This window comes from Bacillus sp. OV166 (genome assembly GCF_900177675.1).
Lineage (GTDB): Bacteria > Bacillota > Bacilli > Bacillales > Cytobacillaceae > Neobacillus.
In genome coordinates, this window is record NZ_FXWM01000001.1 from 1,905,010 (window position 1) to 1,924,619 (window position 19,610).

General features: G+C 38.5%; 18 protein-coding genes. All 18 read left to right on the plus strand.

Annotated elements, in window-relative coordinates; all coding sequences use genetic code 11:
• Nucleotides 1-67: 67 nt before the first annotated feature.
• The 18 genes from mraZ to ftsZ all read left to right on the plus strand — a co-directional run bounded on the left by mraZ (nt 68) and on the right by ftsZ (nt 19,583).
• Nucleotides 68-499 (plus strand): division/cell wall cluster transcriptional repressor MraZ, encoded by a 432-nt coding sequence (gene mraZ / locus CCK98_RS09160; RefSeq protein ID WP_066252575.1) that lies wholly within the window; start codon nt 68-70, stop codon nt 497-499.
• A 63-nt stretch (nt 500-562) separates the two neighbouring features.
• Nucleotides 563-1,495 (plus strand): 16S rRNA (cytosine(1402)-N(4))-methyltransferase RsmH, encoded by a 933-nt coding sequence (rsmH, locus tag CCK98_RS09165; protein WP_088086296.1) that lies wholly within the window; start codon nt 563-565, stop codon nt 1,493-1,495.
• Nucleotides 1,496-1,554: 59 nt separating this feature from the next.
• Nucleotides 1,555-1,908 carry a cell division protein FtsL gene (gene ftsL / locus CCK98_RS09170; RefSeq protein WP_088086297.1) on the plus strand — a complete coding sequence of 118 codons (354 nt, stop codon included), beginning with the start codon at nt 1,555-1,557 and terminating at the stop codon, nt 1,906-1,908.
• A 1-nt stretch (nt 1,909) separates the two neighbouring features.
• Nucleotides 1,910-4,150, plus strand: a complete 2,241-nt coding sequence (locus CCK98_RS09175; protein ID WP_088086298.1) for a penicillin-binding protein — start codon at nt 1,910-1,912, stop codon at nt 4,148-4,150.
• Nucleotides 4,151-4,268: 118 nt separating this feature from the next.
• Entirely contained in the window at nt 4,269-6,188 is a 1,920-nt protein-coding gene (locus CCK98_RS09180) for a stage V sporulation protein D (protein WP_088086299.1), read from the plus strand.
• Nucleotides 6,189-6,377: 189 nt separating this feature from the next.
• Nucleotides 6,378-7,838, plus strand: a complete 1,461-nt coding sequence (locus CCK98_RS09185) for a UDP-N-acetylmuramoyl-L-alanyl-D-glutamate--2,6-diaminopimelate ligase (protein WP_088086300.1) — start codon at nt 6,378-6,380, stop codon at nt 7,836-7,838.
• A 2-nt stretch (nt 7,839-7,840) separates the two neighbouring features.
• The gene (locus tag CCK98_RS09190) at nt 7,841-8,284 is read left to right on the plus strand and encodes a hypothetical protein (RefSeq protein WP_088086301.1); all 444 of its coding nucleotides are present in this window, start codon (nt 7,841-7,843) and stop codon (nt 8,282-8,284) included.
• 1 nt (nt 8,285) lies between these two features.
• Nucleotides 8,286-9,260: a phospho-N-acetylmuramoyl-pentapeptide-transferase gene (gene mraY, locus CCK98_RS09195; protein WP_088086302.1), complete on the plus strand. Its 975-nt coding sequence runs from the start codon at nt 8,286-8,288 to the stop codon at nt 9,258-9,260.
• 1 nt (nt 9,261) lies between these two features.
• Nucleotides 9,262-10,614 carry a UDP-N-acetylmuramoyl-L-alanine--D-glutamate ligase gene (murD, locus tag CCK98_RS09200; protein WP_088086303.1) on the plus strand — a complete coding sequence of 451 codons (1,353 nt, stop codon included), beginning with the start codon at nt 9,262-9,264 and terminating at the stop codon, nt 10,612-10,614.
• Between the two features lie 210 nt (nt 10,615-10,824).
• Nucleotides 10,825-11,925 carry a stage V sporulation protein E gene (gene spoVE, locus CCK98_RS09205; RefSeq protein WP_088086304.1) on the plus strand — a complete coding sequence of 367 codons (1,101 nt, stop codon included), beginning with the start codon at nt 10,825-10,827 and terminating at the stop codon, nt 11,923-11,925.
• Nucleotides 11,926-12,088: 163 nt separating this feature from the next.
• Nucleotides 12,089-13,192, plus strand: a complete 1,104-nt coding sequence (gene murG, locus CCK98_RS09210; protein WP_088086305.1) for an undecaprenyldiphospho-muramoylpentapeptide beta-N-acetylglucosaminyltransferase — start codon at nt 12,089-12,091, stop codon at nt 13,190-13,192.
• A 60-nt stretch (nt 13,193-13,252) separates the two neighbouring features.
• Nucleotides 13,253-14,161 carry a UDP-N-acetylmuramate dehydrogenase gene (gene murB, locus CCK98_RS09215; RefSeq protein WP_088086306.1) on the plus strand — a complete coding sequence of 303 codons (909 nt, stop codon included), beginning with the start codon at nt 13,253-13,255 and terminating at the stop codon, nt 14,159-14,161.
• A gap of 194 nt (nt 14,162-14,355) precedes the next feature.
• On the plus strand, nt 14,356-15,147 hold the full coding sequence (locus CCK98_RS09220; protein ID WP_088086307.1) for a cell division protein FtsQ/DivIB: 792 nt from the start codon (nt 14,356-14,358) through the stop codon (nt 15,145-15,147).
• The gene (locus CCK98_RS09225; RefSeq protein WP_088086308.1) at nt 15,122-15,832 is read left to right on the plus strand and encodes a DUF881 domain-containing protein; all 711 of its coding nucleotides are present in this window, start codon (nt 15,122-15,124) and stop codon (nt 15,830-15,832) included. Before CCK98_RS09220 ends, CCK98_RS09225 begins: the two co-directional genes overlap by 26 nt.
• Nucleotides 15,833-15,887: 55 nt before the next feature.
• The gene (locus tag CCK98_RS09230; RefSeq protein WP_088086309.1) at nt 15,888-16,619 is read left to right on the plus strand and encodes a DUF881 domain-containing protein; all 732 of its coding nucleotides are present in this window, start codon (nt 15,888-15,890) and stop codon (nt 16,617-16,619) included.
• Entirely contained in the window at nt 16,619-16,981 is a 363-nt protein-coding gene (locus CCK98_RS09235; protein ID WP_066252602.1) for a small basic family protein, read from the plus strand. Before CCK98_RS09230 ends, CCK98_RS09235 begins: the two co-directional genes overlap by 1 nt.
• A gap of 121 nt (nt 16,982-17,102) precedes the next feature.
• A complete protein-coding gene (ftsA, locus tag CCK98_RS09240) occupies nt 17,103-18,407 on the plus strand; it encodes a cell division protein FtsA (protein WP_088086310.1) in 1,305 nt (434 codons plus the stop codon).
• 39 nt (nt 18,408-18,446) lie between these two features.
• Entirely contained in the window at nt 18,447-19,583 is a 1,137-nt protein-coding gene (gene ftsZ, locus CCK98_RS09245) for a cell division protein FtsZ (protein ID WP_088086311.1), read from the plus strand.
• Nucleotides 19,584-19,610: the final 27 nt, after the last annotated feature.

The following is a 19,610-nucleotide window of genomic DNA, read 5'->3' on the forward strand; positions in this document are numbered from 1 at the left end:
TTATAAAATAGGTGGTGGAAAGTGGGGGAATGTGGTACATTTTTAATAGAAAGTGGGGGTCATGGGGATGTTCATGGGTGAATACCATCACAGCATTGATAATAAAGGCCGCATGATTGTGCCCTCCAAATTCCGTGATGAGCTTGGTGAAATGTTTATTATCACACGTGGATTGGATCAATGTTTATTTGGTTACCCCATATCAGAGTGGGAGCTTATTGAAGAAAAGTTAAAAGGCTTACCTCTGACAAAAAAAGATGCCCGTGCTTTTACCCGCTTCTTCTTTTCTGGAGCAACAGAGAGTGAACTTGATAAGCAAGGAAGAATTAATATCCCTGCACCACTATTGCAATATGCAAAGCTAGAAAAAGAATGTGTAATTTTGGGTGTTTCCAATCGAATTGAAATTTGGAGTAAACAGATTTGGGAAGACTATTTTTCACAGTCTGAAGAATCTTTTGCGGAAATTGCAGAAAATATGATTGGCTTTGATATATAATGGATAAATTATGTTAATATATTTTCTGTTATATATCGTTCGATTGGAAAAGGTGGTTACTACATGTTTGAACATACAACTGTGTTGTTAAAGGAAGCTGTTGATGGATTAAATATTAAGTCAGATGGTATTTATGTTGATTGTACTTTGGGTGGGGCGGGACACAGCTCCTTGATCCTTTCAAAACTCGGAGCCCACGGTAAACTATTTGCATTTGACCAGGATGAAACAGCTATTGCACATGCTAAAGAGAAGTTGGCACAATATGGAGACCGATTAGAGATAATAAAAAGCAATTTCTTATATTTAAAAGAAGAGCTTAATGATCGAGGAATTGCTAAAGTTGACGGAGTCCTATACGATCTTGGGGTATCCTCACCACAATTGGATACACCAGAAAGAGGTTTTAGCTATCATCATGATGCACCACTCGATATGAGGATGGATAATGATGCTGATGTTTCTGCCTATGATGTGATTAATCATTGGCCATATGAAGACTTGGTCCGCATCTTTTTCCGCTATGGCGAAGAAAAATTCTCTAAACAAATAGCACGTAAAATTGAAGCGGCAAGACTTGCAAAACCAATTGAAACAACGGCAGAATTAGTTGAATTGATTAAGGATGCTATTCCAGCACCTGCTAGAAGAAAAGGTGGACATCCTGCCAAGCGAGTTTTTCAAGCAGTAAGAATTGCTGTTAATGATGAATTAGCTGTGTTTGAAAAGTCGATAAATCAGGCAATTGACTTATTAAACCCAGAGGGGAGAATAAGTGTTATTACCTTTCATTCTCTAGAGGACAGGATTTGCAAGGCAGCCCTTAAGAAAGCAAGTGAAACCCCTAATTTACCTCCAGGTTTACCAATCATTCCAGATGAGTATAAACCGATCTTAAAGCTAATCTCACGGAAACCAATTCTTCCATCTGAAGAAGAATTAGAACAAAACAATCGTGCCCGATCTGCAAAGCTCCGTATTGCAGAAAAATTATAAAAAATACCATCACCTAGGCATTGGTGGTAGAAAATGAATAAAATCTGGAGGGGAAGCGTTTGAGTAATCTTGCCAGGAAGTATCTAGAGCAGCAACAAACAGAGCAGAAAGTCCAAAAAAAAGGTCAAGTAATTATCAAAAAATCCTGGCTTACTCCAGGAGAAAAAATAATTGGATTAGCCTTTGCTGGATTTGTATGTTTTGGGGCCATTCACATTATTTCGAACCAATCTAAAATTTACGAGGTCAATAAGGACATCCAGGTTATCGAAGCAAAGGTGTCCGAACAACAGAAGGTAAATAGTGATTTACAGGTTCAGGTAAGCGAATTAAGTGCCTACGATCGAATTTATGAAAAGGCCAAGGAAATGGGCCTTATTAAAAATGAAAATAATGTCAAGGTAGTGCATTAAAATGAACAAGAAACAACCATATATGAATGCAGGAGCAGCCATTTTATTTGGATTATTTGGCTTGCTCTTTTTTGTATTACTCTTCAGGTATTTTTCGATTCAAATCTCGGGAGAAGTAGACGGGCAGCCTCTTGCTGCGAAAGCTCAAGAAAAATATAGCAGGGAAGGGAATTTGGCGGCATTAAGAGGCAATATCTTAGACCGGAATGGCGGGGTAATTGCTGAAGATACGAATGCCTATAAATTAATCGCTATTTTGGATAAGAAGATGACGACGAATCCCAAAAACCCGCAACACGTAAAAAACCCAGACAAAACAGCAAAGGAATTAGCTAAATACTTAGAAATGGATGAGTCAGAGATTTATAGTATTTTAACTACAGGAATAAGAAATAAGAAATTTCAGGTTGAGTTTGGCAAGGAAGGCAAAGATATTACTAATCAGACAAAGAAAAAGATAGAAGATTTAAAGTTGCCTGGAATAACTTTTCTCCGTGAGTCCAAACGCTTTTACCCAAACGGAGTTTTTGCTTCACATTTAGTTGGTTATGCAGACCGGATTGAGCAAAAGGATAAAACGATTAAATCAATTGGGAAAATGGGAATCGAGAAAATTCTAAATGATGAATTAACAGGAAAAAATGGTAAATTAAATTTTGAGAGTGATTTGTGGGGCTATATACTTCCGGACGAGAAGGAAAAAATTACTCCTGCTCAAAATGGTAATGATGTCTATTTGACCATTGACCAAAAAATTCAAACCTTTTTAGAAGATGCAATGAACAAGGTAGATAAGGAATATAAACCTCAAAAAATTATTGCGATTGTAGCCGATCCGAAAACAGGAGAAATATTAGCGATGGGGCAACGACCGTCCTTCCATCCAATAACAAAAGAAGGAATTGATAAAGGCTGGCATAATGAAGCGATTGAAACCTCATTTGAACCTGGATCGACAATGAAAATATTTACACTTGCAGCAGCGGTGCAAGAAAAGGTTTTTAATCCGAATGAAACCTATCAATCTGGTTCGTATCAAGTTACCAAAAAGGATAAAGCAATTCATGACCATAATTACTCCGGCTGGGGAACCATCACCTATCTTGAAGGTGTTCAACGTTCATCAAACGTTGCATTTGCTAAGATTGCGAAGGAGAAGTTGGGTTTTGAAAAGTTAAGAGAATATTTAACAAAATTTGGTTTTGATAAACCTACGGGTATTGATCTTCCCGATGAAACCTCAGGAAAGATTCAGTTTACTTATCCGATTGAAAAAATTACAACTGCATATGGACAGGGAACGGCAATTACACCGATTCAACAAATTCAAGCGGCAACAGCGATAGCTAATGACGGGAAAATGATAAAGCCGCATGTAGTCAAAAAAATTGTCAATCATGACACAGGAGAAACGATTAAATCAACCACTCCTGAGGTCGTTTCAACTCCTATATCAAAAGAGACTGCCAAACAGGTTCGTGATATCCTTGAAACCGTGGTTACCTCACCTAAAGGAACGGGTGGCCGTTACAAAATTGATGGCTACAGTGTCGCTGGTAAAACGGGGACAGCTAATATCCCAGGACCGAACGGAGGATATTTACAAGGGGCAGATAACTATATGTTTTCGTTTCTAGGCATGGCACCTAAGGATGATCCGAAGTTGATTGTATATGTTGCTGTTCAGCAGCCTGATCTTGATGGAACCGGCTTAGGTGCCCTTCCTGTCTCGGCAATTTTTAATCCTGTCATGAAAAACAGCTTGCAATATTTAAATATCCAACCTTCTAAGAGTCAAAAAGCACAATTAAATAAACTATCAGATTTTATCGGGAAGTCGGTCGAGGCAACAGAAAAAGAACTTAAGGCAAAGGACATTGAAACGGTTGTAATAGGCAAAGGAACAAAAGTTGTCAGACAACTACCAGAGTCAGGTACGACTGTTTTAGAGGGGGAAAAGGTAATCATCCAAACAAATGGAGATAAACTAGCCCCAGATATGACAGGCTGGTCACTTAGAGATGTAATGAAAGTAGCTAATATAGCTGGCTTAAAACTAAATTCAAAGGGACAAGGCTACGTAACTCAGCAAAATATCAAACCAAAAACGATTATGCGAAACGGTGATTTCTTAATAGTTGATTTAAAAACCCCTGAAGAACAGTGGACTCAAGAAAATCAGGCTAATTCAAATGGCCAAGACCAATCAGAAGAAAACATTGAAGAAATAGTTCAAGATTAAACGTTAATCCCGCTTACTAGAGCGGGATTTTCTCTTATTTATTACCGGTTGTCTGCGTTCTAATAAAAAAAGTACAAGCATATAAATGAACGATAGAAAAAGGAGGGTCGTTCAAAATATGCGAGTTTCAAATGTAACTGTCCGTAAACGATTAATGATTGCTCTATTCGTTGGTATTCTAACCTTCTTAATTATTGATGTGCGGCTTGGGTATGTTCAATTTGTTTTGGGTGATTGGTTGACTGCAGGAGCAAAAGACTCTTGGAGTCGTAATATCCCTTTCGAACCTGAACGAGGAGAAATTGTAGACCGTAATGGGGTGCCGTTGGCAACGAATATAAGTACCCCCACTGTTTGGGTAGTCCCAAGACAAATAAAGGACCCAGCAACAACCGCGGAAAAGCTGGCTTCCGTTTTAAATATGTCAAAAGAAAAGGCATACCGGGATATCACATTAAGGGAGAGAATTGTTCGTATTAAGGAAGGCAGAAAAATTTCTCATGAAAAGGCTAAGGAAATCAGATCCCTGGGTCTTGAAGGGGTCTATATTGGGGAAGACTCCAAGCGTCATTATCCCATGGGGAGTTATCTCTCACATGTACTTGGGTTTGCAGGAGTGGACAACCAGGGGTTGATGGGACTAGAGCAATATTATGATAAAGAGCTAAGTGGTGAAAGGGGCTCAGTTAAGTTCTATGCGAATGCTAAAGGTGAAAGAATGAACGATATGGCAGATGATTATGAGCAGCCGATCAACGGTCTCGATTTGAAGCTGACAATTGATTCAAAGATACAAACCATTGTCGAAAGAGAACTAGATATTGCTGAGGCAAAATACAACCCAGATGGTATAATCGCCATTGCAATGAACCCAAATAGTGGTGAAATTTTAGCGATGTCGAGCAGACCAACTTTTGATCCTGCTAATTTCCGGAATGTACCCCAAGAGGTCTATAATCGGAACCTGCCAGTTTGGTCAACCTATGAACCTGGTTCAACTTTTAAAATAATTACTCTTGCTGCAGCATTGAATGAAGGAAAGGTTAACTTGGAAAAGGAACATTTCCATGATTCTGGGTCGGTTCAAGTAGCAGGTGCAAGGTTAAAATGCTGGAAGCGGGGCGGGCATGGTGATCAAACATTTTTAGAAGTTGTTGAAAACTCGTGTAACCCTGGATTTGTTGAATTAGGCGAACGACTAGGAAAAGAAAAGCTTTTTAAATATGTTAAGGATTTTGGATTTGGGCAGAAAACTGGAATTGATTTACAAGGTGAAGGAACAGGGATTTTATTTAATTTGAACCGAGTAGGTCCTGTTGAACAGGCAACAACTGCCTTTGGACAAGGAGTATCTGTAACACCGATTCAGCAGGTAACTGCAGTGTCAGCAGCGGTCAATGGTGGAATATTATACAAGCCGTTCATTGCGAAAGAGTTAATTGATCCTGTAACCCAAGAGATTGTAATGAGGAATTCTCCTGTTGAAAAAAGAAGAGTAATTTCCGAGAAGACTTCAAAGGAAATCCGCCATGCACTTGAAAGTGTAGTGGCCCAAGGGACAGGTGGCAGGGCATTTGTTGAAGGCTATCGTGTTGGTGGTAAAACAGGGACTGCACAAAAAGCACAAAACGGCAGATACTTAGAAAATAACTTTATTGTTTCTTTTATGGGCTTTGCCCCTGCTGATGACCCACAGATTGTCGTTTATGTTGCTGTTGATAACCCAAAAGGAGTAACGGCATTTGGGGGAACCATTACCGCTCCAATTGTAGGTAATATTATGAAGGATAGCATGAAAGCAATGGGGGTTGAGCCGAGAAAGGATCAAATTGAAAAAGAACTAAAATGGCCAGATACTCCTTTAATAAAACTTCCTGATTTTACCGGTTTAACAAAAATGGAGTTAATGGATCAGCTTATTAACTTAAAGGTAGATGCCAGCGGGGAGGGAGATGTGGTTATTAGGCAATCTCCAGTAGCCGGAACCAAAGTAAAGGAAGGGTCAAAAATTAGGCTTTATTTTGGTAAAGAAGAATAACTCGAGTTGAACTTCTTATTGTTAGGGCGGTCGGAATGTTTTCCGCCGCTTAATTTTTTCTTTAAGCTTATATAACTAAATAGCAAAATAAAATATTTTAATGTAAAATAAGATGGAACTTTCGTTAAGAAGAATTTTGAGGTAAATACTGGTAATATGTATGTACGGTCATGAGAGGATTTGAGAGAAATGAAGCTACAAAAGCTGCTTAAGAATTTGCATCTTTTAGTTCCTTTTAAAGGTGAAGATCTGGAAATTACATCGATCGAAAACGATAATCGGAAGGTGCAAAAAGGGAGCTTATTTATTTGTATTAAAGGTTATACAGTTGATGGTCATGATTTTGCAGAATCAGCTGTAAAAAACGGCGCAGCAGCCATACTTGCGGAACGTCCGTTATCACTTGATGTGCCTGTTATTCTTGTAAAAGATACAACAAGGGCAATGGCTGTGTTAGCTGATACTCTTTATGGGCAGCCAACTAAAAAGCTGCATTTAATTGGGATCACAGGAACAAACGGAAAAACAACCACCAGTCATTTAATTGAAAAAATAATGGTAGATGCTGGTCAAAAAACCGGTTTGATTGGCACGATGTACACTAAAATAGCTGAAAAGACGATTGAAACCAAAAACACCACACCTGAAAGCTTGACACTTCAAAAAACCTTTCAGCAAATGGTTGAAGCAGGGGTAAATACTGCCGTAATGGAGGTTTCTTCGCATGCCTTAGACCTTGGCAGGGTCCATGGCTGCGATTATGATGTGGCTGTGTTTACAAATCTAACGCAAGACCACCTGGATTATCATAAGACAATGGATGAATATAAGCGTGCGAAGAGCTTATTATTTGCCCAGCTCGGTAATACATTTGATCATCATAAACCAAAATTTGCCGTTTTAAATGCAGACGACCCTGCCTCTGATATGTATAGCAGGTCAACTGCCGCACATGTAATTACATATGGAATCGACAACAAGGCCGATATTCAAGCGAAAAACATCCAAATGACTTCCTCTGGTACTCATTTCAATCTCTTTGTCGAAACGGAAAAATTTCCGATCCAAATGCAATTAATTGGGAAATTCAGTGTTTATAATGTTTTAGCAAGTATTGCTGCTTCACTTGTGTCCGGAGTCGAAATTAATGAAATTATCAAGTCCATTGAAAGTGTAGAAGGTGTATCAGGAAGGTTTGAACTTGTAAATGCAGGACAAGATTTCACGGTTATTGTTGATTATGCCCATACACCTGACAGCCTTGAAAATGTATTAAAGACGGTTCAGCATTTTGCCAAAAAAAGAATCTTCGTCATCGTAGGCTGCGGTGGAGATCGAGATCGTACGAAGCGGCCATTGATGGCTCAGATAGCCTGTCAATTGGCCACAGATCCTATCCTCACTTCAGATAACCCTAGAAGTGAAGACCCATTAGCAATATTGAAGGAAATGGAAGCGGGGGTTGAGGGTGAGAAATATAAGATCATACCTGACCGTAAAGAAGCGATTCATACAGCAATACAACAGGCAACAACAGGAGATGTGATCTTAATAGCCGGTAAGGGCCATGAAACATATCAAATTATTGGCAATGTCGTTCACGATTTTGATGACAGGCTGGTAGCACGGGAAGCGATTGAGGGGAGATAGCTATGTATTTAGCTTTGAAAGACTTGGAAGGTCTATTTGATTCTAGCCGTGGAATCCAAGATGATTTTATGTTTACTTCGGTTAGCGACCAAGCAAACGAAGCGCAGCCAAAAGGATTATTTGTGTCATTTAACGGAATGTATGGTGAGCTTTCAGAAGCGATTGCAAATGGAGCAATTGCAGCTATTTGGAATCAAGAACACGATCTTCCAAGGTATACTCCGAACCATTTTCCAGTATTTTTTACAAACGATCCTGCTGATGCAATTGTAACGATTTTAAAAAGATATATTGAAAAATTAAATGGAGAAACAGACAAAATTATGGCGATAACTAACTTTAAATTTTCAAATAAAAAACTTCTTAATAAAAATAACGAAACATATGATATATCTGTGTTATTAAACGAGGTAATTAATAAAAACGAACCTGAAAGGAGGGAATAAAATGCTCGAGCAAGTTATTTTTTTCACAATAATTATGGGATTTCTTATATCAGTATTGCTTTCTCCTGTATTTATTCCCTTCTTAAGAAGGTTGAAATTTGGACAAAGCATTCGTGAAGAAGGGCCAAAATCCCACCAGAAAAAATCTGGTACACCTACCATGGGCGGTGTGATGATCTTGTTTTCGATCGTTATTACGACACTTGTAATGACTGGAAAATTTTCTGAACCGACCGTTAAAACATATTTGCTGCTTCTTGTAACGCTCGGATTTGGATTGCTTGGATTTTTAGACGATTTTATCAAAGTCGCGTTAAAACGGAATTTAGGATTAACCTCTAAACAAAAGCTAGCAGGTCAAATCATTATTTCAATTATCTTTTATCTTATCTATAAACAACAAGGTTTCTCGACCGAAATTAGTATCCCATTTACTGATACAACATTTGATTTAGGCTGGTTTTTCATCTTTTTCATCATATTCTGGTTAGTTGGCTTTTCAAATGCGGTCAACTTAACCGATGGACTTGATGGCCTGGTGTCAGGTACCGCAGCAATTGCTTTTGGTGCACTAGCAGTACTTGCTTGGAATCAATCACAGATAGAAATTGCGATATTTTCTGTGGCGGTTGTAGGAGCTGTGTTAGGGTTCTTGGTGTTTAACGCCCATCCAGCCAAGGTTTTCATGGGAGATACCGGTTCACTTGCTCTTGGAGGGGCAATTGCCACTATCGCAATTCTTACCAAACTTGAAATTTTGCTGATCATTATCGGAGGAGTATTTGTCATTGAAACATTATCCGTTATTTTACAGGTTATCTCCTTCAAAACAACCGGTAAACGGATTTTCCGTATGAGCCCATTGCATCACCATTATGAATTAGTAGGTTGGTCGGAATGGCGTGTTGTCGTCACTTTTTGGAGTGTTGGATTAATCCTTGCGATACTAGGAATCTATATAGAGGTGTGGTTATAAATTGAAACAGATTAAAACTTTCAGTCATAAAAAAATTCTTGTCCTTGGTTTGGCGAAAAGCGGGGTAACAGCAGCCGCTCTATTACATAAGCTTGGAGCATTTGTGACGGTTAATGATAAAAAGCCATTCTCGGAAAATCCTGAGGCACAAGGGCTATTAGAACAAGGGATTAAAGTGATTTGTGGTGAACATCCTATTGAACTTCTTGATGAAGGCTTCGAGCTGATCGTTAAGAATCCAGGTATTCCTTATAACAACCCAATGATTGCTGGAGCTATTGAAAAAGGAATTCCGGTAATCACCGAGGTAGAGCTTGCGTATGAGGTTTCGGAAGCCCCGTTTATTGCTATTACAGGAACAAACGGGAAAACAACAACGACAACATTAGTCTATGAAATGTTGAAAGAGGATGAAAAGAACCCACTAATTGCAGGGAATATTGGTACTGTGGCATCAGGTGTTGCGGAGGAAGCAACAGCAGACAATACGATTGTCATTGAATTATCTTCGTTTCAATTAATGGGAATTGTCAATTTTAATCCTAAAATTGCCATTCTTACAAACCTATATGATGCCCATTTGGATTATCATGGGACAAAAAAAGAATATATTACAGCAAAGGCAAACATAACAAAAAATCAAACAGAACTTGAATATCTAATTGTCAATGCGGATCAAGAAGAAACCTTAGAAGTTGCTCGTCACTCTAAGGCCAGCATCATTCCTTTTTCTACAAAGAAGAAACTGTCGGAAGGTGCTTATATTTCTGATGGCTGGATTATATTTAATAGAGAAAAAGTGATGGAAATTGAGAAAATAGCTCTACCCGGCAACCACAATCTTGAAAATATTTTATCTGCTATGGCTGCGGCAAAGCTTTCAGGGGTAGAAAATAGCGCGATTCAAAGGGTTCTTCGTACATTTACTGGTGTCAGGCACCGCCTGCAATTCGTTACAGAAGTGAACGGTAGAAAATTCTATAATGATTCTAAAGCGACGAATATTCTGGCATCCATTAATGCTTTAGCTGCGTTTGAAGCTCCAGTTATTCTGCTAGCAGGCGGTTTGGATCGCGGTAACGAGTTTGATGAGCTCCTGCCTTATTTAAAAAATGTAAAAGCAATGATTACATTTGGGCAAACCGCTCCTAAGATGGAACGGATCGGGACATTGGCTGGAATAAAAACAATCATCCGTGTCGATAATGTTGACAAGGCAGTGCCTGAAGCTTATCGATACTCCGAATCAGGTGACGTAATATTGTTATCTCCTGCTTGTGCGAGCTGGGATCAATATAAAACTTTTGAGGTCAGGGGAGACATTTTTATCGAAGCGGTGCATAAGCTTAAGTAAGGGCTTGTACCAACGAAAAGCGGAAGTTCCCGTTTAGCGCACGACAGGACTGGAGCGCTTCGAATAAGATAAAGGAAACACGAAGAGCGTAAGTGATTCGATGTTGACTTATCGTAGGAGGGGTGCGAAGTACACTAGTCGCTGGGAGCTAGAGCCAGATAGCTTCGTGGTTCTGCAAAGCCCTAAAACTAGCAGTTGAGGTGTATTGTAGTGCCGACAAAAAAAACAACTCCCGATTTTATTTTAATGATCGTAACATTCACGCTTCTGGCAATAGGGCTTATCATGGTTTACAGCGCAAGTGCTATCTGGGCCGAATATAAATTTAATGATTCCTTTTTCTTTGCGAAAAGACAAACTCTTTTTGCAGGGGTAGGAGTCGCTGCTATGTTTTTTATTATGAACATCAACTATTGGACGTGGAGGACTTGGTCGAAAACCTTTATCATTATTTGTTTTGTCCTACTTATTCTTGTTTTAATTCCGGGAATAGGTAATGAAAGAAATGGTTCTCGAAGTTGGATTGGTGTAGGGGCTTTTTCGATTCAACCTTCAGAATTTATGAAACTGGCGATGATAGCTTTTTTGGCAAAATATCTGTCCGAACGGCAAAAGCTCATTACTTCATTTAAAAAAGGTCTTGTTCCATCATTAGGGCTTGCCTTTTTAGCCTTTTCAATGATCATGCTCCAACCTGATTTAGGTACGGGAACAGTTATGATGGGAACCTGTGTCGTCATGATTTTTATTGCTGGAGCACGGATTAGCCATTTTTCTTTCCTTGGACTGTTGGGTATAGCAGGGTTTGTCGGCTTAATTGCTTCCGCACCTTATCGAATGAAAAGGATAACTTCCTTTTTAGATCCATGGTCCGACCCGCAGGGAAGTGGCTTTCAAATGATTCAATCGCTTTTTGCAATTGGACCTGGCGGATTGTTTGGACTTGGACTTGGCGAAAGCCGACAAAAGTTTTTTTACTTACCAGAACCACAGACCGACTTTATCTTTGCAATACTATCTGAAGAATTAGGTTTTATCGGTGGTTCATTTATATTACTATTATTTGCACTGTTGTTATGGAGAGGTATTCGAATCGCCCTAGGTGCACCGGATTTATATGGCAGTTTTTTAGCCGTAGGGATCATCGCCATGGTAGCTATTCAGGTAATGATTAATATTGGAGTTGTCACAGGGCTAATGCCCGTTACGGGCATTACCTTGCCATTTTTGAGCTATGGGGGTTCTTCATTGACCTTGATGTTGATGGCGGTCGGTGTTCTTCTTAATATTAGCAGGTATTCTCGATTTTGAACCTTACCCCTGTTTAGCAGCAGGGTTCTTTTTATTTTTAAGCGATATCTAGTTCATAAGGTTACAATTAGATAACATTCTTTTTTCATATGCATTATTTCGTTCGTTTTTATAGTAAGATAGTTATGGCAATCAGGTGTTAAATAGTTAATGAGGTGGAAAAATGAAAATAGTTGTTAGCGGTGGAGGGACTGGCGGACATGTCTATCCTGCTCTCGCACTAATTAGAGAAATTCAAAAACAGAATAAGGATGCACAATTTTTATATATTGGGACTAAAAATGGTTTGGAAAGTAAGCTTGTTCCGATGGAGAATATTCCTTTTAAAGCAATTCATATTACTGGTTTTCAAAGAAAGCTTTCCTTTGAAAATATAAAAACTGTTCTACGTTTTCTAAAAGGGGTAAAAGACAGTAAAAGAATGTTAAAAGAGTTCAAACCTGATATTGTCATTGGAACAGGCGGATATGTATGCGGACCTGTTGTTTATGCTGCATCAAAGCTCGGTATCCCAACGATTATCCACGAACAAAATAGTGTTCCTGGACTTACCAATAAATTTTTAAGCCGTTATGTAAATAAAATTGCGATTTGTTTTGAAGAAGCCAAAGAATTCTTTCCGAAAGAGAAGACTGTTTTCACAGGTAATCCTCGTGCATCCGAAGTAATTGGCAAGGATGGGATTCAAGGACGTCTTGCAGCTGGGCTTAGTACAACAATACCAGCAGTTTTAATCTTTGGCGGCAGCCGTGGTGCCAGGCCAATTAATGAGGCTGTTGTAAAGGCATTTGGGGAATTGGCTGAAAAGCCATATCAAATTCTTTATATTACAGGAGACGTTCATTTTGAGGATGTTAAAAAAGAAGTAGATCTAATTGGAAACCCAAAAAATGTAGTAATTAAGCCATTTATTCATAATATGCCAGAGGTCCTTGCGGGGATTGATCTAGTCGTTTCAAGAGCAGGAGCAACGACACTAGCAGAGATTACCTCGCTCGGTATTCCAAGCATTCTTATTCCTAGCCCGTATGTTACAAATAATCATCAAGAGAAAAACGCTAAATCTTTAAGTGACCATGGTGCGGCAGAATTACTATTAGAAAAAGATTTAAATAATAAAAGTCTTGTGAACCACATCGATCGTATTCTCTTAAATAAAGAAAATTTAAAGGAAATGAAGCTAAAAGCTAAAAAAATGGGTGTGCCTGATTCAGCTATTAGACTGTATTCCTTAATGCAAGAGCTTGTAAATACAAATCAAAGGTAGCCCATAATTGTTTTTAGCATAAACTGAAATAAATGCATCTTCGAAAGATAGGTGGTAAATATGGACGCAATAATAACGGAATTGCAAAATTCAAATATAGGAAAAGTGAAAATAAGTGAACCTCTTGTCAACCACACCACAATCAAAATCGGCGGTCCTGCTGATCTTTTTATTGAGCCTTCATCAGTTGAAAATTTAAAACAGGCGATGGGTTTGGTAAAAAAACACAGCATAAATTGGCGGGCGATTGGCAGAGGTTCTAATCTTTTAGTCTCTGACAAAGGCATCGAAGGAGCGGTAATTAAACTTGGCTCTGGAGTGGATGGACTTAAAATTAATGGCACAGAGATTACAGTGGGAGGCGGACATTCCCTGATAAGTTTGGCTACACTTATTAGCAAGAAAGGGATGGCCGGATTAGAATTTGCCAGTGGAATCCCTGGATCTGTTGGCGGTGCTGTTTATATGAATGCTGGTGCACACGGCTCAGATATTAGCAAAATACTGACAAGGGCTCATATTTTATTTGAAGATGGGACGATGGAGTGGCTTTCGAATGACGAAATGAAATTCTCTTATAGAACATCTGTCTTGCAGAAAATTAGACCAGGCATTGTTGTAGAAGCTGCATTTCAACTTGTCGAAGGTGATAAATCCGTCATTGTATCAAAAATGGTCAAGAATAAGGATTATCGAAAAGATACCCAACCATGGAATTTTCCCTGTGCTGGCAGTATATTTAGGAACCCGCTTCCGAATTACGCAGGAAAATTAATAGAAGATGCTGGGTTAAAGGGATATAGTATTGGCGGTGCAAAAATATCAGAAATGCATGGGAATTTTATAGTAAATGCTGGAAATGCTACTGCAGGAGATGTGCTTGCCTTAATTCAACATGTAAAGGATACCATTTACAGCCTTTATAATGTAAAAATGGAAACAGAGGTAGAAATAATCGGACGGAAATAAGAAAGAAAATAATCGTACGAATGACAAATATTGTGTTATAATTACTGATAATATTATAGGTGCAACCTCGAAAAGTAACTGACGGCATGATTTTTCGTGCCGTTGTTTCTCTTTTCAAGGTAAACTATCGAATGTTTGGACAGGCTTAGTTAGCTATTCCTGAGGCAGCTGCTTTTTATTTGGAGGAATAATAAATGGAAAAAGGTAAAATCGTTGCTCTCGAGGATCGTATCCCTCAACTTAAAGAGCAAAGACGACGAAAAGCGAATAGACGCCTTGTACTCCTGTTAATTCTGTTTTTTACAATGATAGTAGTTATCGCCTACTCACAATCACCATTAAGTCATGTAAAGACGATAACAATAAAAGGCAATGGAGTGTATTCCGCTGAAGAATTAGTCAGTCAGAGCGGCCTTTCGAATAATACGAATATTTGGAAAATAAAGAAGGAAGAAACCATTGTAAAATTACAGCGATTATCCGAGATCAAAAAAGCTGATATTCAGATTCACTGGCCTAGTACAGTTATTATTCAAGTAAAAGAATATAAAAGAATTGCCTACCTAAAACAAGGGAATAATTTCCTTCCAGTTATGGATAATGGGGAAATTTTAAAAAATCGAGAAGCAAATAAAATTCCTGTTAATTCTCCAATTTTATTTGAGTTTAAAGAAGGGGCAGCCCTCAATCAATTGGTTAAAGAGTTAGAAAAACTTCCTAGAGAAATTTCAAACTCGATCTCTGAAATCCATTATACTCCCAAGAAAACAGATCCATTTCATATATCCTTATTTATGAATGACGGATTCGAGGTGAGTGCGACATTAAGAAGTTTTTCAGAAAAAATGGTGCATTATCCCTCAATTATCTCCCAATTAGATCCTAACAAAAAGGGAATTATTGACTTAGAAGTAGGATCTTACTTTAAGGCTTTTGAAACAGAAGGGGAGGAAAAAGAAGTTGAGCAAGATAAAGGTGAAGGGTAAACATGTTATCTTGTCCCTCGTCTGCCTTGTATTAGGATTTATGATTGCCTTTTCTTATCATTTGACGCAAATAGAAAATAAAAATGAGAAGCCAAATGTATCGGGTAAACAGTGGGAAAAGACACTTGCATTAAGAAATCAATTAATTGCAGAAGAAAAGAGTAATCGAGAACTGCAAAAGGAGTTACATCAAAAACAAGATTTGGTTCTTAAAAATGAAAAAGACCTCTCAAAGGAAGCACAGGTCTTTCTTAATCTTGCTGAGGATGCCGAAAAATATCGTATGTTCTTGGGGAAGGTGAAGGTACAGGGGAAAGGGGTTAAGATTACTCTCACTGACGGTGCATACGACCCAAAAGAAGACAATATTAATAATTACCTTGTTCATGAACACCATGTATTTAAAGTGGTGAATGAACTATATATATCAGGAGCAGCAGCTGTTGCTATAAATGGGCAAAGGCTGACAAGTCATTCTTATATTATTTGTAATGGACCGGTTATTACTGTAGATGGAATTGAACATCCAGCACCATTTATTATTACAGCAATCGGAGACCCTGACGTCCTTTCATCATCAATAAACTTAGTTGGAGGAGTTAAGGATCAACTAGTTAACGATAATATTGTTTTTACATTAGAAAAAAATGATGAAATTGTCCTAAATCCAATTCTAGGAAGTTAGCCATTTTTAAAGTAGTGTCCACGGGATGATTATATAAAAGGTTAGGTGAAAAAATGTGGACAACCAAAAAATTAATGCAAGTTTTACATTGATAGCAATCTTGGTCGGTTTCATGATTGCGATCCAATTTCAAACAGTAAAAAAACCTGCTGAACGTGACACACGCGATATATGGCAGCTTCGTGAAGCGTTACTTAAAGAAAAAGAACTTCAATCCAATTTATTAAGTGAAATTCGTTCAAATGAAGAAAAGCTGGCAGCCTATGAATCTAAGCGAAAACAAAGTAAGGAACAAGCTTTAAAGGATACATTAGATGAATTAAAGATTGAAGCTGGATTATCCCAAATTACTGTTCCTGGAATTACCTTACATATTGAGCCAGTAATCGAAGAAATAAAGCCGGGTACTCCAGTTAATAGGGTGGTTTCACCAGAACTTTTAAAAAGATTACTCAATGAATTGAATATGTACGAAGCAAAATATGTAGCGATTGATGGACGAAGAATTATTAATACGACTGTCATTCGGGACATCAATCGGGAAACAAAAATCGATGGACATACAATTAATAGTTTGCCGATAGAAGTTATCGTGGGTGTAGATGATAATAATACAGCTGAAAAATTATACAATCGGATGAAAGTATCTAAATCTACGGAAGAATTTTTTATTGAAAATCTCAGACTTTCCATTTCAAAACCAAATCCGAACGTCACGGTACCTGCCTATGATAATTCCATTCGTATCCGCTACATGGAACCGACAAAAGAAGGAGGCGATTCTTAATGTGGCTTCCATTCATTGGATTAATAATTGGAATCATACTTGGTTTGTTAACGGAGATTCGAATACCTGAAGAATATTCCAATTATTTGTCGATTGCTGTCTTAGCAGCATTCGACACACTTTTCGGCGGCATAAGGGCATACCTGCAAAATATATATGATGAAAAGGTGTTTGTTTCAGGATTCTTTTTTAATATAATGCTTGCTGCAAGTTTAGCTTTTCTCGGTGTTCATCTTGGTGTAGACTTGTATTTAGCGGCAGTTTTCGCGTTTGGTGTCAGATTATTTCAGAATATTGCCGTAATAAGGCGAATAATATTGACGAAATGGTCAACAAACAAAGAAAAAGTAGAAAAAAATTGAAATTTTTTAAAGGGAATCATTTAGTTGTGACGAATAATTTAAATATTACTATGGAAACTTTTATTGAACAAAAAAAATAGTTGTTGTTCAACTTAAGGAAATCTAAAGGAGGTGCCAAAGAATGAACAGCAATGAAATATATGTTAGTCTTGACATCGGTACATCCAGTGTGAAAGTTATCATTGGTGAAATGGTCAATGACTCGGGTAAAGACTCGTTAAATATAATTGGTGTTGGAAATGTGCTATCTGAAGGATTGCGCAAAGGGTCGATCGTGGACATGGACGACACCGTTCATTCGATTAGAAGGGCAATTGAGCAAGCAGAAAGAATGATTGGGATGGAAATCAGAGATGTGGTGGTTGGCATTTCTGGAAACAATGTTATGCTTCAACAATGTCATGGTATTGTAGCTGTTTCAAGCCAAAACCGAGAGATTACGAATGAGGATGTCATTCGTGTCATTGAAGCATCCCACGTTGGTTCTATCCCGCCTGAGAGAGAGAACATTGGCGTTATTCGAAAACAATTCATACTGGATGGTAAAGATGAAATCAATGATCCCCGCGGTATGATTGGGGTTCGCTTGGAAATGGATGGAACACTCATTACCGGATCCAAATCGATCATCATTAATACACTTCGCTGTGTAGAACGCGCTGGACTTGAGATTGTAGACATTGTCCTTCAGCCTTTGGCAGCTGGAGATTATGCATTGTCAAAGGATGAGAAGAACCTCGGGGTAGCTCTTATTGACCTTGGTGGAGGATCTACAACGATTGCTGTTTTCGAAGAAGGATTTATCACCCAAACGAGTGTCATTCCAGTTGGCGGAGATTATATCACGAAAGATCTTTCTGTAGGGTTACGGACTTCTACAGAAGATGCAGAAAAAATCAAAGTAAAACATGGACACGCATTTTATGATGAGGCTTCAGAAGATGAAGTATTCAGTGTTCCTATAATCGGCAGTGATCAGCATCAACAATTTAATCAGCTTGAGATTTCTGATATTATTGAAGCAAGAATGGAAGAAATTTTTGAACTAGTTTTACATGAAATGAAACGCCTAGGATTAAGTGATCTTCCTGGCGGTTATGTTTTAACTGGCGGCATGGCAAATATGCAAGGTGTTCTAGAACTTGCCCAGGTGATTTTACAAAATCGAGTTCGGATTGCCGTCCCTGACTATATTGGTGTGAGAGAACCACAATATACTACAGCTGTCGGTTTAATTAAATATGCCTACAAGAATGCTAGATTACCAGGTGGTACCATCGGTTCATCGACCATTTCTGAACCTGTAGAAAAGAGAGTACCAAAACAACAACAACATCAACAACAACCTAAAGCAAAAGTAGAAAAACATCCGGAAGAAAAGATGTCATCAAAAGTAAAAAAATTCCTTGGTTACTTTTTTGAATAGGAAAATCAAAAAAGGAAGCGACGAATTAGGAGGATTGTCATGTTAGAATTTGATACAAATTTAGATTCTCTTGCAACAATAAAAGTAATCGGTGTAGGCGGAGGTGGTAATAACGCGGTAAACCGAATGATTGAACATGGCGTTCAAGGGGTAGAATTTATCGCTGTAAATACTGATGCTCAAGCATTAAATCTTTCTAAAGCAGAAGTTAAGATGCAGATTGGCGCAAAACTTACTCGTGGACTAGGTGCAGGTGCTAATCCTGATGTGGGGAAGAAGGCAGCCGAAGAAAGTAAAGAACAGCTTGAAGCGGCATTAAGCGGAGCAGATATGGTATTTGTAACAGCTGGAATGGGCGGAGGCACAGGAACTGGTGCTGCACCAGTTATTGCTCAGATTGCTCGTGACTTAGGTGCATTGACGGTGGGTGTTGTCACACGTCCGTTTACATTTGAAGGTAAAAAACGATCTGGTCAAGCATCAGGCGGAATCGGTGCGATGAAGGAAGCTGTAGATACACTAATTGTGATTCCTAATGATCGTCTTCTAGAAATCGTTGACAAAAGTACGCCAATGCTTGAAGCTTTCCGTGAAGCAGACAATGTACTCAGGCAGGGTGTACAAGGTATTTCAGATTTAATTGCTGTCCCTGGTCTTATTAACTTGGACTTTGCAGACGTAAAAACAATTATGTCTAATAAGGGTTCAGCATTAATGGGTATCGGTGTATCTGCCGGTGAAAATCGTGCAGCAGAAGCCGCTAAGAAAGCAATAAGTTCTCCTTTATTAGAAACTTCTATTGATGGAGCACAAGGAGTACTAATGAACATTACAGGTGGCACAAACTTAAGCCTTTACGAAGTGCAAGAAGCTGCCGATATTGTAGCAACCGCATCAGACCAGGAAGTTAACATGATTTTTGGTTCTGTTATCAATGAAACGCTTAAAGATGAAATTATTGTTACTGTCATCGCAACCGGCTTTAAAGAAGAAGGAATGCAGCCAAAAGCTACTCGTCCGACTTTTGGACAAGCCAAGCCGACAATTGGCAATGTTAAGAGAGAGCAGCCAAAACGCGAAGAGGTTCAGCAAGAACCCGTTCGCCACACCCAAGTTTCCCAAGAAGAAACTTTGGATATTCCAACCTTCTTACGTAACCGAAATCGGAGAAGATAAATAACGAAACATCTAAGAAAGGCATGG